Below are 15,289 nucleotides of genomic sequence, written 5' to 3'. Positions count from 1 at the left end.
TCGACGCGGATCGTCAGGGGATCAGGGCTTCGAGGGCGGCGATCCGGCCCGCCATGACCTCGCCCAGCAGGTGCCGGAAGCTCGGGCAGTCCCCGTGATTCGGGGACGGGCAGGCGGCGGCGTGCCGCAGGCCGTCGCGCACCGCGCTCAATTCCTTGATGGTGCGATCCAATTCGTCGGCCTTGCCGAGCAGCAGTCCACGGTCGACCTGCAGTTCGCCCTGCGGCCCGAACAGGCGCACGATGTCGTCGAGAGCGAATCCGGCGGTGCGGCCGAGCGCGATCAGCGCCAATTGCTCCAGCACCGACTCGTCGAATTGCCGACGTAACCCGCGGCGGCCGGTCGAGACGATGAGGCCCCGCTCCTCGTAGTACCGCAAGGTCGAAGCGGGAACACCGGATCGGCGCACCACCTCGGCGATATCCAGATTGCTCACGCGATCACCCCGCGCCTTGACTTCAAGTCGACTTGAATTGGGACAGTGTAGCTCTCCCGATCGTCCCCCACCGAAGGACCGCGACCGTGCCCGACATCGATCAATCCGCCCGCTGGAACGGCCCTTCCGGCAATGCCTGGGTGGAGCTGCAGGACATCGTCACCCGGCTCCTGCGCCCCTTCGAGGACGTTCTGGTGACCGCGGCCCGCGCCGTCGACGCCCACCAGGTGCTCGATGTCGGATGCGGCACCGGCTGCACGACTTTCGCGGTCGCCCGCGCCCTGGATGCCCGATGCACCGGCATCGACATCTCCGAACCGATGATCACCGCCGCCCTCGCGAGCCCCGACATCGAGGCTCTCCCGGTGAGTTTCGTTCAGGCCGACGCGCAGACCCACGCCTTCGAGCCCACCTATGACTTGATCATCTCCCGCTTCGGCGTCATGTTCTTCCCCGACCCGGTGGCCGCCTTCACCAATCTCCGCCGGGCCGCCCGTCCCGGCGGCAGTCTCGCCTGCATCGTCTGGCGCACCCCCGAGGACAACCCCTTCTTCACCACCGCCGAACGCGCCGCCGCTCCCCTGCTCGACCTGCCGCCCCGAATCCCCGACACCCCCGGCCAATTCGGCCTCGCCAACCCCGCCCACACCAGGGCGGTCCTGACCGAGGGCGGCTGGACCGACGTCGCTCTCACCCCGATCGACCTCGAATGCGCCATGCCCGAGGAGGATCTGACTCCCTACATCTCCCGCCTCGGCCCGGTCGGCCTGGCCCTCGCCGACGCCGACGACGCCACCCGCGCGAAGGTCATCGACACCATCCGCCCCGCCTTCGCCCCCTACCTGCGCGATTCCGAGGCGGTCTTCACCGCCGCCTGCTGGCTCGTCACGGCTCGCGCCTGACCGGCCGCGAAACGCGTCAGAAGCCTTGGGGGCCCGTGGGGTACGGGCCCTGCGGGTACGGCGGCGGGTAGACCGGGATCGGCGCGGGGCGGAAGTGGGCGCTGGACTGTTTGAACAGCATGCTCAGGGTGTACAGGCCGATCCTCCCTCGAACTCCCCGACCAGTTCGAGCAGCATACGGCGTACATCCGTCCGGCGACCGCCGGCAACGGTCACGCCCCGACGGCGAATCCGTCGAGCAGGGATCGCGCGGCGGACTCCGAGGAAGGGCGGGCTGCGATCTCTGTACGCAACTGGGCGGCGGCGCTTCGATAGGACTCGTCGCTCAGCACGGCGTGGACCGCGGCGTGCACGGCGGCCGGGGTGATCGCATCCGGGGCCAATACCTGTGCCGCACCCGCTGCCCGGCAGGCGGCGGCCGTCGGGAATTGGTCGGCGCCGCGCGGTGAGAGCACCAGGGGCAGCCCGTACGACAGTGCCGCGAGCGTGGTTCCCGCCCCGGCGTGACACAGCACGGCATCACATCGGGGCAGCATCGCCGCGAGCGAGAGCCACTGTGTCACATGGATATTGGATGGAACCGGTCCCAGCGCGGCCGGGTCGGTGCCGGTGCCGACCGTCACGACGACATCCGCACCCGAGTCCGCCAGCCCGGCGAGCAGCGGGCCGAACGCGCCCGGCTGGTTGAAGATCGGCACGGTTCCCAGCGAGAAGTACACCACCGGCCGATCCCCCAGGCGGCGAATCGATTCCGGTAATTCGTCGGTGGCCTGGCCGGAGACGGCGGGGCGAATCGGCTGCGTAATGGCCGCCGCCACACCGAGATCGGGCTGCAGGCTCGACGGAACCGGATCCAGGTAGCCGTGCCGGTACAGCCCGGCGTGCTCGTCGGGTTCGAGACCCGCCGAATGCCACACCGGCGCCACCCATTCCGCCATGGCCGCGACCAGCTCGGGTTCGAGCATGAGCCCGGTGCCGTAGGTGATCGACGGGATGCCGAGGCGGACGGCCAGGATCGGGGCGGCCAGATCGACCGGCGCGTGCAGCACCAGCTCCGGTGCGAAACGCTCGGCGATCGCGCTCAGATCGGCCAGCTTGCGTGGGGCCATGACCTTCGCGAACATCACCGCCCCGATTCGCCAGGGCTGGGTTCCGGCCGCGAATTCCGGCAGCGTCACCGCCTCGGCCGCGGCGTCCGGCGCATCCGGCCCGGCCTCGACCGCGGGCAGCCCGGCCGCGCGCACCCGGGCGGTGAGCTGGGGGGCCGTGGCGACCAGTACTCGATGTCCCGCCGACTGCAGCGCCGCGGCGAGCGGGGCCACGGGCGCGAACACCCCTTCCATGGGCGTTGTCGCGATGAGAATGCGCATGCCAACCCTCCCTTGGTATAGCGAGCTATATAGTGAACTATAGTTATGCTGGTGAGCATGTCAACCGCATCCCGCGGCGGTGCCCGCCGCCTGGCGACGCGTCGCCGCATTGCCGAGGCCGCCGCCGCGCTGTTCGCCGAACGCGGCTATGCCGCAACGACTCTGCAGGCCGTCGCGGATGCCGCCGGGGTGCATGTGCAGACCATCTACCAGGCATTCGGCACCAAGGTCGGCGTGCTCGCCGAGACCGCGGCCGTGCTGGTCGCCGGTCCCGACGAGGAGGCCGCGACCCCGCCGCCGGAGCGCGCCTGGGTGCGCGAACTGTTCGCCGAACCCGATCCGGCCCGGCAGTTGGCGCTGTACGCGGCGCACATGCGCACGGTCTCCGAGCGCTATCTCGGGCTGCTCGACGTCATGCGGGTCACCGCCGCGGTCGACGCCGAGGTGAGCGCATTCCTCACCGCCGCCGAACAGGGCCGCTACGACGGACCCCGGCACATCACCCCGCACCTGGCCGCCAAGGGCGCGCTCAAACCCGGCCTGACTCCCGAGCGCGCCGCCGACATGATGTACGCCCTGACCACCTACGACGTCTACCGCTCGCTCATGATCGACCGCGGTTGGACCGGTTCGGAGACAGAGCAATTCGTCGCCGCCACTCTCGTGACGGCGCTACTCGCGAGTTCCTGACCCCACCACCGGGCAGTGAGTTCCCTCTTACCTGACGGTAACGTGCAGTGACACAAGGGAAATGGCCGCTTCATACCGTATACCGGCATGTCGACCCCAGTGGATACACAAACCGAAGGCGTGAGTGGTCATCTGCGGGACGTGGTGTATTCCGCGTTGCGCGACGAGCTCATGAACGGGCGGATCAAGTTCGGGCAGCGGCTGACCGAGCCGAAGGTCTCCGCGCGCTTCGGCATTTCGCGGACACCGGCGCGCGAGGCGCTGGCCATGCTGTGGTCCGACGGGCTGCTGCAGCGCGACGAGGTCGGCTTCACTCCGGTGCGGCCCAGCATCCCGCTGGTGCGTGATCTGTACGAGCTGCGAATCACCCTCGAGCTCGGCGGTATTCAGCGCGCGGTCGACAATCCGGCGGTCCGGCACGATCTGGACGCGCTGCGGCAGGAACGGGAGCGCTGGCTGGCGCTGCGGCTCGATCCGCCCGCGCAGGAACCGGGATTCGTGGTGGTGGACGAGCAATTCCACATCGCGCTGCTGACCGCGTCGGGCAATCGGGAGATGGTGCGCGCACTGGTGGCGGTGAACGCGCGCATCCGGCACGTGCGGATGTTCGACTTCATGGTCAACAACCGGGTCGAGGTGACCATCGCCGAGCATCTCGCGATCCTGGATGCCGTGCTGGCCCACGACCTTCGGCTGGCACACGAGCTGCTGCGACGGCATATCGGCGAATCGCTGGATGTGGTCGTCGACCGCGTCACGCGCGCCATGATCGCCATGACCCTCGCCGACGTGCAGGAGTAGCCGGTGAGCTCGGATTTCGACACCCTGTTGATAGCGAACCGGGGTGAGATCGCCTGCCGCATCATGCGGAGCGCGAAAATACTGGGTCTGAAGACGATCGCGGTCTACTCCGAGGCCGACCTCGGCGCACCGCACGTCCGGATGGCCGACGCGGCCGTGGCGCTGGGACCGGGGCCGGCTTCACAGTCGTACCTGCGCACCGAACGGGTGCTGGAGGCCGCGCTCGCCGGCGGGGCGGGCGCCATCCACCCCGGCTACGGATTCCTCTCGGAGAACGCCGATTTCGCGACCGAGGTGGCGGCGGCCGGGCTGCGTTTCGTCGGGCCGACACCCCAGCAGCTGCGGGTGTTCGGCGACAAGCACACCGCCCGCGAGGCGGCCCGGGCGGTCGGCGTGCCGCTGATCCCGGGCAGCGGCATCCTCGATTCGGTCGAGCATGCCGTCGCCGAGGCCGAACGCATCGGGTATCCGGTCATGCTCAAGGCGGTCGGTGGCGGCGGCGGGATCGGCATGCAGGCGTGCCACACCGCGGACGAGGTCCGCACCGCCTACGACCGGGTGCAGCGTTTGGCCGCAACGAATTTCGCTTCGGCCGGGGTGTTCCTGGAACGCTTCGTGACCTGCGCCCGGCACGTGGAGGTCCAACTCTTCGGCGACGGCCGCGGCCGGGTGGTGAGCCTGGGTACGCGGGACTGCTCGCTGCAGCGGCGCAATCAGAAGGTGCTCGAGGAGGCGCCCGCACCGGACCTGCCGGACGCGGTCGTAGCGGAGTTGCTCAGCAGCTCACGGGCTTTGGCGCGATCGGTCGACTATCGGTCGGCGGGCACGGTCGAATTCGTCTACGACACCGAGCGGGGTGCCGCGTCGTTCCTGGAGATGAATACCCGGCTGCAGGTGGAACATCCGGTGACCGAGGCGGTGACCGGCGTCGATCTGGTGGCGTGGATGCTGCGTCTCGCGGGTGGTGACACCACGGTGCTGGACGGCATCGCCGACGACGGGCCGGAGCTCCGGGGGTGGGCGGTCGAGGCCCGGGTGTACGCCGAGGATCCCGGCAACGACTACCGGCCCAGCGCCGGATCGATCACCCACGCAGAGTTTCCGGACACCGCGCGCGTCGACACCTGGGTGAGCACCGGTACCGAGGTGAGCCCGTACTACGACCCACTGCTGGCCAAGGTCATCACGCACGCCGACACTCGTGACGCGGCCCTCGATCGTTTGACGCAGGCGCTCACCGTCACCCGCGTGTACGGGGTGCAGACCAATCTGCCGCAACTGCGGGCGGCCGCGGCCGCGCCGGTGGTGCGGGCCGCCGCGCACGTCACGAGCAGTCTGGCCGAGATCGGCTGGGCGACCCGCCGGATCGATGTGCTGCGGGCGGGCACCATGACCACCGTGCAGGACCATCCGGGCCGAATCGGACTGTGGGAGGTCGGAATTCCGCCCTCGGGCCCGATGGACGACCTGTCGTTCACGCTGGCCAATACCGCGGTCGGCAATCCGCCCGGCGCACCGGGTCTGGAGTGCACCTTGCAGGGGCCGCGGCTGCGGTTCTCCGGTCCGGCCGTGGTATGTGTGAGCGGCGCGCCCGCCGTGGTGACCGTCGACGACATTCCCGTACCGATGTGGGAGCCGGTCACGGTGGATGCGGGCGCGGTACTCGATATCGGCGCACCGTCCGACGCGGGCCTGCGCACCTACCTGGCCGTGCGCGGTGGCCTCGATGCCCCGCTCTACCACGGCAGTTCGAGCACGTTCGCGCTCGGCGGCTTCGGCGGGGTGACGGGTGGCGCGGTCATCGACGGTGACGTGCTGGCGGTGGCTGCATCGGGAAGCCATGCCCTGCAGGCGACTTCGGCTGTGCCGCTCGCCCGGCGGCCGGTCTTCACCCACGAGTGGCAGTTAGCCGTCGGCGAGGGACCACAGACCGCTCCGGCCTACTTCACCGATGCCGATATGGCGCAGTTCTACGAATACACCTGGCGGGTGGGCAGTCACGCGAACCGGACCGGGATTCGGCTCGAGGGACCGAAGCCGCAGTGGTCGCGTCCCGACGGCGGTGACGCCGGACTGCATCCGTCGAATCTGCACGACAACCCGTACAGCGTCGGCGCTGTGAACGTCTCCGGTGACACCCCGATCCTGCTCGGCCCCGACGGCCCCAGCCTCGGCGGATTCGCCTGCCCGCTGACGGTCGTGTCGGCGCATCGCTGGAAACTCGGCCAGGTGCGGCCCGGCGACGGGCTGCGTTTCCGGCCCGTCGGTGACGACGCCGCCACCGCCCTGCGCCGCGACCCGGCCGCCCGGGCGTGCGCGCTGCTCCCCGATGAGGCTGCGGCACTGCGAGATCGGGGCGTGCTCGGCCACCGCGCGGCGGGTCCGGATCGCCCGGCGGTGTCCTACCTGCGGGGCGGCGACGACAATATTCTCGTCGAGTACGGCGAGATGGTGCTGGATCTGGGTCTGCGGATGCGTGTGCACGCCCTGTCGGGTGCGCTGGCCGCGGCCGCGCCGCGCGGCATCCTCGACATCACCCCGGGCGTGCGTTCGCTGCACATCCATATCGATCCCGAAGTCCTGCCGCAGTTCCGGCTGCTGGGTCTACTGAGCGAGCTCGAGGAACAGCTGCCCGCCACCGCCGATATGGTGGTGCCGTCGCGCACGATCCGGCTGCCGCTGTCGTTCGACGATCCCTCGATCGCCGAGGCGATCGACCGCTACCGCAACGGGATTCGCGACACCGCGCCCTGGCTGCCGTCCAATATCGAATTCATCCGCCGCATCAACGGGCTCGACGACATCGACGCGGTCCGACGCACCGTCTTCGACGCCGAATATCTGGTGCTGGGCCTGGGCGACGTGTATCTCGGTGCGCCCCTGGCGGTTCCGTTGGATCCCCGGCATCGGCTGGTCACCACCAAATACAACCCGGCACGCACCTGGACCCCGTCGGACGCGGTCGGGATCGGCGGCAAATACCTGTGCGTGTACGGCATGGAATCACCCGGCGGCTATCAGCTGATCGGCCGCACCGTCCCGATCTGGTCGAGCTATCGGCAGAGCGCGCCGTTCGAGGACGGCACCCCGTGGCTGTTTCGATTCTTCGATCGCATTGTGTGGGAACCGGTTTCGGCCGAGCAGCTGCTCGAGCACCGGGCCGCCGCGCGCGCCGGACGCCTGGACGTCGAGATCAGCGAGGGCAGCTTCGCGCTCGCCGATCATCTGACGTTGCTGCGGGACAACGCCGCCGACATCGGCGCGTTCGAGGAACGCCAGCAGGCGGCGTTCGAGGCCGAGAAGCAGGCCTGGCACGCCGCCGGGGAATTCGACCGCGCCTTCGTGGCGGCCACCGCCCCACCCGCACCCGTGGATCATCTCGCCGATCTGCCACCGGGCGCTACCGTCGTGACGGCTCCCATGGTCGGCAATGTCTGGCGCATGGAGGTCACGCCCGGAACCCGCCTGAACGCCGGTGAACCCGTCGCCGTGCTCGAGGCGATGAAACTCGAACTGCCCGTTGTCAGTCCGGCCACCGGCACGGTGCTGCGCGTTCTCGCCGCACCCGGCAGCCAGGTGCAACCCGGAACACCCCTAGCCGTGATCGGAGTCGACTGAATGAGCACCCATCCCGCCGCACGCCCCACCCCGACCGCTCGCGTCGAGGCCGCCTACCGCCGGATCACCGAAACCGATCGACCCGAAGTCTGGATCACCCTGCGCGATCAGGCGCGGGTCCGCGCCGAGGCGGTGGCATTGGAACAGCGACTCGCCGCGGGCGCGGAATTGCCGCTGGCCGGGCTGCTCGTCGCGGTCAAGGACAATATCGATGTAGCGGGCCTGCCGACCACCGCGGGCTGCCCCGAATTCGCTTACACGCCGGTCGAATCCGCCACCGCGGTGCAGCGGCTGGTCGCGGCCGGGGCGATCGTGCTCGGCAAGACCAATATGGACCAGTTCGCCACCGGGCTGGTCGGCACCCGCAGCCCCTACGGCGCAGTCCGCAACGCCCACGACCCGCGCCTGATCTCCGGCGGCTCCAGTTCGGGTTCGGCGGTCGCGGTGGCGCTGGGGCTCGCCGATCTCGGAATCGGCACCGACACAGCGGGATCCGGACGCGTACCCGCCGCCTTCCAGGGCATCGTCGGCCTCAAGGCCACCCTCGGCATCATTCCCACCGACGGTGTCGTCCCGGCGTGCGCGGACTACGACGCCGTCACCGTCTTCGCCGCCGACCTGGACCTCGCCGTCGCGGCCGCCGCCCTCATGGCCGGTCCCGAAACCCGCGACCCGCGCAGCCGGAGCTGGCCCGCCGATGTCCGCCTGGCCGCGCCACGTCAGCCACGGCTCGCCATCCCCGACCCGATGAACCTGACCGAGCTGAGCCCGCAGTATCGCGAAGCCTTCGACCGAACGGTGGCCGAAGCGGTCGCCGTCGGGTGCAAGGTCGAAGCCGTCGACATCACGGTCCTACTCGAAGCCGCGGGCCTGCTCTACGACGGCGCGATCGTCGCCGAGCGTCACGCCGCCGTCGGCGAATTCCTCGACACCCACCCGTCCGGTGCCGACCCGACGGTCGCGGCCATCATCGCCGCGGCCGCGGCGACCACCGGCCCGGCCTTCGCCACTGACCTCGACACCCTGGCCCGCGCCCGCGCCACCGCGCGGGTGCTACTGGAACCCTTCGACGCCCTGGTGCTACCGACCACCACCGACCATCCCTCCCTCGGGGAAGTCGCCGCGGACCCGATCGCCACCAATCGACGACTAGGCACCTACACCAACTTCTGCAACCTGCTCGACATGGCCGCCGTAGCGGTTCCCGGCACCCCGACGGCCGAGGGTGCTCCCTTCGGCGTCATGGTCGTCGTCCCCGCCTTCGCCGACCAAGTCGCCATAGACATCGCAGCCCGACTCCACAACCCCGGGCCCGCACCACTTTTCGTCCCCTCCGGCGTAGACCTCGCTGTCTTCGGCGCCCACCTCCGCGGCCAACCCCTCTACTGGCAACTCGAGGACCTCGCCGCCCGCTTCACCGGCGCCATCCACACCACCGACGCCTATCGCCTCACCGCCATGGACACCACCCCACCCAAACCCGGCCTGGTCCGCACCGAACCCGGTGCCGGAGCACCCATCTCAGGCGAGCTCTACCGCCTCTCCCCCGCCGCCCTGGGCCGCTTCCTCGCCACCCTCCCGGCCCCCATGGCTCTAACAGCTATCGACCTGGACGACGGCCGCACCGTGGTCGGCTTCACCGCCACCCACAACGCCACCGCCACCGCCCTCGACATCACCGACCACAGAAGCTGGACAACCTATCTGAGTAGCCGCTGACAGCCCTGCCACAGCCCGTCTCCCCGCGCCGCCACTACTGTCAACGTTGTAGAGCTACAGTAGGAACCTACAGTGGCGATGCCGGTCCACCCGGCACGACAAGGAGTATGAGAATGACGCTGACGACACCGTACGAGCGACGCATGACCCGGGTGCGGGACGTGGTGCAGGAACACTCGGGACTCGACGAAAAGGCCGCGACCGAGCTGGCCGTTCAGGTACTGCGGGCACTCGACACCATCCCCGAAAACATCCGCTGACGGCGGCGATCCGGGGGTGTCAACCTTGTAATTCTACAACGTAGACACTAACCGTAGAAACGGCCTACGCTGGGGTATGGCACTCACCTCTGTGAGGAGGAGTCGTGAACGTACTCGGTGTCGCGATCGTTGTACTCGTGGTGGTTCTGCTCGGGCTCGCACTGTCGATCCGGGTGGTGACGCAGTACGAGAAGGGGGTGTTGTTCCGGCTCGGGCGGGTGATCGCGGTCCGGGAACCGGGACTGAACTTCATCATCCCGGTGGTCGATCGGCTGCCGCGGGTGTCGTTGCGCATCGTCACCATGCCGATCCAGTCGCAGGGCATCATCACCCGTGACAATGTCAGCGTCGACATCTCCGCCGTCGCCTACTTCCGAGTCGTCGACGCGCAGAAGTCGGTGGTCGCGATCGAGAACGTCTATGCCGCAATCGATCAGATCGCGCAGACCACCCTGCGCAAGGTGGTCGGACAGCACACGCTCGATCAGGCGCTGGCCGAGACCGACTCGATCAATGTCGATATTCGCCGGATTCTCGATGTCACCACCCTGGAATGGGGTGTCGAGGTCACCCTGGTCGAGCTCAAGGACATCCAGCTGCCGGAGAGCATGAAGCGGGCGATGGCCCGCCAGGCCGAGGCCGAGCGCGAGAAGCGCGCGAAAATCATTGCGGCCGAGGGGGAATCGATGGCCGCGGCGGCACTCGGCGACGCCTCCGACACCATGATGGCGCACCCGCTCGCACTGCAATTACGCAATCTGCAGACCCTGATCGAACTGGGCGTCGACAAGAACACGACCATCGTCTTCCCGGCGCCGCTGATGAGCGCGATCGGCGAGATCAGCGGCTTCCTGTCCCGCGAAACCACCTCCGCGGCACCGTATGCCGCCGCCAAAGCCGCCACCAATTCGGAAGCAGGCAGCCACCCATGATCATTTTCGAAGGTGTCCTCCGCCGGTGGGGGCACGACCGCCCGGCCGGACTCGAAGGTCCGCCCGACCGCGCCCCACGCTTGCGTTTGGAGCCGCGAGGTGAGGACGCCGGCTACATCGACGGTGTCTGGTGGCCCCGATCCGATGATCTCGCAACGGAATTGCCGAACCTGCTGACGGCGCTGGCCGGCCGGCTGGGCCCCGCTCGGCGCGTGGTCTACGACCGCACCAGCTGGTCACCGGCCCGCGCCCGGCTGATCCTCGACGATCGCCCGGTGCAACTCGACGCCCACTCGTTCGAACTCGGCAACACCATGTACGTCTTCGGCCGCGGCGGCGGCATGATCGTCCTGCGCGTCATCACCTCGGCCACCGACCGCAACCTCGCCCGCTCGATCCTGCTGGACTCGAAAGCCTGAAATGTTCCATTTCTACACAGGCGTCCTGCACCTGGGCCCGGCCCCGGATCAGACCCAGCCCTTTCCGGCGCCGTCCCGCACGCCACGGCTGCTGCTGCAGGAGCTCCGCACCGGGACCGGCGAGGTCGACGGCGCATGGTGGCCCTGGACCGCCGATCTCCCGGCCGAACTGGACGATCTGATCGCCGCCGTCACTCCTCGCATGGGACCGATAGCCCGCGTCGGATTCGACTGGAACGCCAGCAGTTCGGCCCTCGACCAGCCGCCCGCGGTCATGCGGCTGACCGGCACCGACGGCAGCCTGCTGATCCTGCGCGTCATCCCGTTCGACACTCCGGTCCAGCTCGCCGACGAGCAGCTGCGGCAGGCAGCACGACTACGAACATCCCGGCGTCGGTGACTCCAAGGCGAGCGCCACGGAGATCCCGCTGAACTGGGCCGCAGCGCACGCATGCCTCGGATAGTGCGAGTCGCGCCGTGCTGTCAACGGCGTATGTCTACGATCGCATCATTCGGATGGTCCGAAGGGAACGGAGGATCCTCCGCATGGTCGAGCGCGGCACCGGCAAGAACTCGCGATCCGCGAACCGGCGGTCCGAACCCGGCAACGGTCCGATCACCAGGGCGGTCGTCCTGACCGCCGCGCTCGAGCTGATCGATCGCGAAGGGGTCGACGGATTGTCGATGCGGCGGCTGGCCGAAGCCGTCGGACGCGATCCGATGGTGATCTATCGCCATGTGGCGAACAAGGCGGCGGTCCTCGACGGAGTCGCCGAGATCGTCTTCGCGCAACTGTCGGTCGATGCCACCGACACCGACTGGAGCCGCCAGTTGCGGGTAGTCGCAAGGGATTTCCGCCGCCTGGCGCTGGCCCATCCGCGGGTGGTGCCGCTGCTGGTGACCCGGCCCCTGTCCACCCCGTTGGGCCTGCGCCCGTCGTCGGTGGTGCGACCGCTGGAGAATATCCTCGAATTGCTCACCCGCGCAGGCTTTTCCGGCGCCGACGCGCTGCACGTCTACCGTGCGCTCTTCGGTTTCCTCTACGGCCACGTGCTCAACGAGCTGCAAGAGATCGTGGAGCGGCCCGAGGAAACCGACGAGGTACTGCGCCTGGGCCTGTATCGCCTCCCACTCGAGGAGTTTCCGCTCGTGCGCGGGCTCGCTCCGGTACTGGCGTCCTACGACGGCGCGGCCGAACTCGAACGCGGCCTCGACATCCTGTTGACCGGCCTCACCGCGACCCTGCCCGTTCCCGGTCACTGACCGTCACCCGCCGGCCCGCCCCACCCTCGGATTCCCAACGTTGTTGTGCGGCACCGAGTTCGGTGTCGCCGATCAGGGAGTCGAGGCGGAGGGTGAGCCGGGAGTCGCTGTCGACACCGTGGAATTCCAGGATTCCCGCGGGCAGGTGCCGATAGCCGCCGAGCCGGATCCACCGGCCGCCGATATCGATTTTCCGTGGCGCAGGGCCCCATTCGTCGAGGTGGTAGATCACCCGGTGGATCGGATCCGGTCCGCCGACCAGCTTCGCGATGAGTCCGGGCAGCTCGGCGGCGAGGTCGCGGCGTGATGAGGTCATGATCGATGCTTCTTCCTGGGGCTGGTCACGGTCAGGGGAATGGTGGTGGCGAGGCCGCTGAGCAGAGTGTCGAGGCCCCGTTCGAGTTCGAACGCGCCGTCGTAATGGGCCAGATTCGGGGCGAGACCACGAAGCAGCGGGAACTCGCCGATCGGCAGGCGATGCAGACCCAGGCGCAGCACATCGTCGGTTTCCTCCGGGTGTTCGATGAGTTCCTGGAGTTCGGTGAGGATGTGGCCGTGCAGGAATCCGAACAGCGAGCGGTAGATGTGCAGCGCGTCGGGGCCGCTGAATTCCGCCCGGGTGAGTAGTTCGAGGATGCGCTCGAGCGGTCGCAGGGTGCCCAGGGGGCGCAGGGCCAGCGGGGTGGCCAGCGGGAGGGTGACCAGCAGCGGCACCGTATGCGGGTGCGCGACAGCGAGTTTGCGGTAATCACGCGCGATGCTGCGCAGTTGACGGCGCCAGTCGACGTCGTCGGCATCGACGGTCAGCTGTGCGAGCACGAGTTCGGCGACGCCGTCGAGCAGTGCCGCCTTGTTCACGGCGTGCCGGTAGAGCGCCATCGGGTCGCGACCGAGGGCCTGCCCGAGCCGTCGCATCGAGAGCTGGTCGACGCTGTCACGGTCGATGATCTCGAGCGCGGCGGTCAACATGGCGGTCCGGGTGAGCGGCGGCCTGCGTTCGTCCACACCGTCAGTCTACGCTGTAGACATGCGCTGTAGTGCGCGTCTAAGCTGGGGATATGGCGATCACACAGGTCGCGGTCTACGCGCATCTGACCACCGCGGACGTCGAGGCACTCGGACACGAGCTCGATGCGATTCGCCGCGACATCGACCAGCGACTCGGCGCACGCGACGCGGCCTATATTCGAAGGACGATCGCGTTCCAGCGCCTCCTCGACCTCGCGGCACGCCTGGTCATCGCCTGCAGCAGAGGGAAGTTCGGCCTGGCGGCGGGAACGGCGGCGCTGGCGACGGCCAAGAGCATCGAGAACATGGAGATCGGCCACAATGTCTGCCACGGCCAATGGGACTGGATGAACGATCCGGAAATCCACTCCAGCACGTGGGAATGGGACATGGCGGGCGTGTCGTCCCAGTGGCGCTATTCGCACAACTACCGCCATCACGTCTTCACCAATGTGCTCGGCATCGACGACGACATCGGCTTCGGCGTGATGCGGGTGACCCGCGATCAACCGTGGCGGGCGCGACTGCTGGCGCAACCGCTGCAAAACCTGTTCCTGGCACTGACTTTCGAATGGGGAATCGCGCTGCACGGCCTCTACTCCGAACAGGATCGCGCCGCGACCGCCACCGAGAAGTCCACGTACACCAGGGCATTGCTCCGCAAGATCGCCCGCCAGGCCGGCAAGGACTACCTGATCTTCCCGACCCTCAGTGGCCGCCGCTGGCGCCGCACCCTCGCCGCGAACGCGGCCGCCAACACGCTCCGCAATCTGTGGGCCTACGTGGTGATCTTCTGCGGCCATTTCCCCGACGGCGCAGAGAAATTCACCCCCGCCGCGATCGAGCACGAGTCGAAATCGGAATGGTATCTACGGCAGATGCTCGGCACCGCGAACTTCGACGCGGGCCCGGTCCTGGCCTTCCTCAGCGGCCACCTGTCCCACCAGATCGAACACCATCTGTTCCCCGACCTGCCCAGCAACCGCTACCCCGAGATCGCCCGCCGCGTCCGCGCGCTCTGCGACAAATACGACCTGCCCTACACCACGGGCCCGCTGCCCCGGCAATACCTGCTCACCCTGCGCACCATCAACAAACTCGCCCTTCCCGACGACTTCCTGATCGACACCTCCGACGACGCCCCCGAAACCTCCTCGGAAGACAAGTTCGGCCCGCATCCCCCGCCCGGCATCGATTCCCCGTCCGGCCGCCACGGCCTGCGCACCGCGCTCGCGGAACGAGCCCGCCGGCACGCGGCGGATGTCAGTTGGCCGAGGTAGTCCGATCGGCCCAGTTGCGGGCCGCGGTCTTGCGGACCGCCCGTTCCCGCCGACGGCGAATGCCGTGTCCGAGTAGCTCGTTCACCGTCGGCGTGCCGTTCGGCGCGGCCGCGGAGGTCATCGTGGCGCACGCGTCGCGAGGCTCGGTTCCGGGCGGCACCACCAGCACCACCAGCCTGCGGCCGCGCGTGCCGATCAGTTCGACCGTGTGCGCGGGGGTATAGCCGTGCCAGTCGAGCCGTACCGACTGCCCGTCGACGACGAGCGCGCGCGTCGGCGTCTCCCAGTCGATCAGGTAGTAGTCGACCCGCAGCACCGGACCGAGACGCTGCGTGAGAGCGGTGATCAGGCCGGGAAGCTCGTTTACGAGGTCGCGGCTGTAGGGCCACCAGGCTCCGTCGACATACCCGGTCTTCGGGGCCCGGGGTTTCATCAACACCCGCGGACGGGGTTCGCCCAACCCGGAGAGCGCGGCGGCACCGGCACGAGTCGGCTGTGACGTGCGGATCGACTGCGTCGTCATGATGTGACGTCGTCCTGTCTCAGCCCCGAACGGGGCCGGTTCTTCGAGAATCGACTGCCGAAACGGCC

Annotated in this window: 16 protein-coding genes; 11 read left to right on the top strand and 5 right to left on the bottom strand. The window is 68.7% G+C overall.

The window, feature by feature from the left end:
• Window positions 1-13 precede the first annotated feature (13 nt).
• A complete protein-coding gene (locus ACYVN4_RS28530; protein ID WP_460725102.1) occupies window positions 14-436 on the bottom strand; it encodes a helix-turn-helix domain-containing protein in 423 nt (140 codons plus the stop codon).
• Window positions 437-522: 86 nt separating this feature from the next.
• Here ACYVN4_RS28530 and ACYVN4_RS28525 point away from each other — a divergent pair, with 86 nt between their 5' ends.
• On the top strand, window positions 523-1,338 hold the full coding sequence (locus ACYVN4_RS28525; protein WP_460725101.1) for a class I SAM-dependent methyltransferase: 816 nt from the start codon (window positions 523-525) through the stop codon (window positions 1,336-1,338).
• A gap of 212 nt (window positions 1,339-1,550) precedes the next feature.
• On the opposite strand, the gene ACYVN4_RS28520 is transcribed toward ACYVN4_RS28525, so the two are convergent.
• Window positions 1,551-2,708 carry a glycosyltransferase gene (locus ACYVN4_RS28520; RefSeq protein ID WP_460725100.1) on the bottom strand — a complete coding sequence of 386 codons (1,158 nt, stop codon included), beginning with the start codon at window positions 2,706-2,708 and terminating at the stop codon, window positions 1,551-1,553.
• Window positions 2,709-2,765: 57 nt separating this feature from the next.
• Here ACYVN4_RS28520 and ACYVN4_RS28515 point away from each other — a divergent pair, with 57 nt between their 5' ends.
• The 9 genes from ACYVN4_RS28515 to ACYVN4_RS28475 all read left to right on the top strand — a co-directional run bounded on the left by ACYVN4_RS28515 (window position 2,766) and on the right by ACYVN4_RS28475 (window position 12,410).
• Window positions 2,766-3,398 carry a TetR/AcrR family transcriptional regulator gene (locus ACYVN4_RS28515; RefSeq protein WP_460725099.1) on the top strand — a complete coding sequence of 211 codons (633 nt, stop codon included), beginning with the start codon at window positions 2,766-2,768 and terminating at the stop codon, window positions 3,396-3,398.
• A gap of 87 nt (window positions 3,399-3,485) precedes the next feature.
• Entirely contained in the window at window positions 3,486-4,199 is a 714-nt protein-coding gene (locus ACYVN4_RS28510; protein ID WP_460725098.1) for a GntR family transcriptional regulator, read from the top strand.
• Between the two features lie 3 nt (window positions 4,200-4,202).
• Complete coding sequence (gene uca / locus ACYVN4_RS28505) at window positions 4,203-7,817, top strand: urea carboxylase (RefSeq protein ID WP_460725097.1); 3,615 nt, start codon at window positions 4,203-4,205, stop codon at window positions 7,815-7,817.
• The gene (gene atzF / locus ACYVN4_RS28500; protein ID WP_460725096.1) at window positions 7,818-9,536 is read left to right on the top strand and encodes an allophanate hydrolase; all 1,719 of its coding nucleotides are present in this window, start codon (window positions 7,818-7,820) and stop codon (window positions 9,534-9,536) included.
• A 113-nt stretch (window positions 9,537-9,649) separates the two neighbouring features.
• Window positions 9,650-9,796, top strand: coding sequence for a DUF6307 family protein (locus tag ACYVN4_RS28495; RefSeq protein ID WP_460725095.1), 147 nt, complete (start codon window positions 9,650-9,652; stop codon window positions 9,794-9,796).
• A 104-nt stretch (window positions 9,797-9,900) separates the two neighbouring features.
• Window positions 9,901-10,728, top strand: coding sequence for a slipin family protein (locus ACYVN4_RS28490; protein WP_460725094.1), 828 nt, complete (start codon window positions 9,901-9,903; stop codon window positions 10,726-10,728).
• On the top strand, window positions 10,725-11,147 hold the full coding sequence (locus ACYVN4_RS28485) for a DUF5994 family protein (RefSeq protein WP_460725093.1): 423 nt from the start codon (window positions 10,725-10,727) through the stop codon (window positions 11,145-11,147). The genes ACYVN4_RS28490 and ACYVN4_RS28485 overlap by 4 nt, the downstream gene beginning before the upstream one ends.
• A 1-nt stretch (window position 11,148) precedes the next feature.
• Window positions 11,149-11,547, top strand: a complete 399-nt coding sequence (locus tag ACYVN4_RS28480) for a DUF5994 family protein (protein WP_460725092.1) — start codon at window positions 11,149-11,151, stop codon at window positions 11,545-11,547.
• Between the two features lie 146 nt (window positions 11,548-11,693).
• On the top strand, window positions 11,694-12,410 hold the full coding sequence (locus tag ACYVN4_RS28475) for a TetR/AcrR family transcriptional regulator C-terminal domain-containing protein (protein ID WP_460725091.1): 717 nt from the start codon (window positions 11,694-11,696) through the stop codon (window positions 12,408-12,410).
• On the opposite strand, the gene ACYVN4_RS28470 is transcribed toward ACYVN4_RS28475, so the two are convergent.
• Both ACYVN4_RS28470 and ACYVN4_RS28465 read right to left on the bottom strand, forming a co-directional pair.
• Window positions 12,379-12,726, bottom strand: coding sequence for a DUF5994 family protein (locus tag ACYVN4_RS28470; protein WP_460725090.1), 348 nt, complete (start codon window positions 12,724-12,726; stop codon window positions 12,379-12,381). The genes ACYVN4_RS28475 and ACYVN4_RS28470 overlap by 32 nt on opposite strands.
• On the bottom strand, window positions 12,723-13,379 hold the full coding sequence (locus ACYVN4_RS28465) for a TetR/AcrR family transcriptional regulator (RefSeq protein WP_460726703.1): 657 nt from the start codon (window positions 13,377-13,379) through the stop codon (window positions 12,723-12,725). The genes ACYVN4_RS28470 and ACYVN4_RS28465 overlap by 4 nt, the downstream gene beginning before the upstream one ends.
• Window positions 13,380-13,468: 89 nt before the next feature.
• On the opposite strand from ACYVN4_RS28465, the gene ACYVN4_RS28460 reads away from it, so the two are divergent.
• A complete protein-coding gene (locus ACYVN4_RS28460) occupies window positions 13,469-14,698 on the top strand; it encodes a fatty acid desaturase family protein (protein WP_460725089.1) in 1,230 nt (409 codons plus the stop codon).
• Here the strand turns inward: ACYVN4_RS28460 and ACYVN4_RS28455 are convergent.
• A complete protein-coding gene (locus ACYVN4_RS28455) occupies window positions 14,682-15,221 on the bottom strand; it encodes a DUF5994 family protein (protein WP_460725087.1) in 540 nt (179 codons plus the stop codon). The genes ACYVN4_RS28460 and ACYVN4_RS28455 overlap by 17 nt on opposite strands.
• Window positions 15,222-15,289: the final 68 nt, after the last annotated feature.

It is taken from the genome of Nocardia heshunensis (genome assembly GCF_054782115.1).
This window is presented reverse-complemented; position numbering and strand designations above follow the sequence as displayed.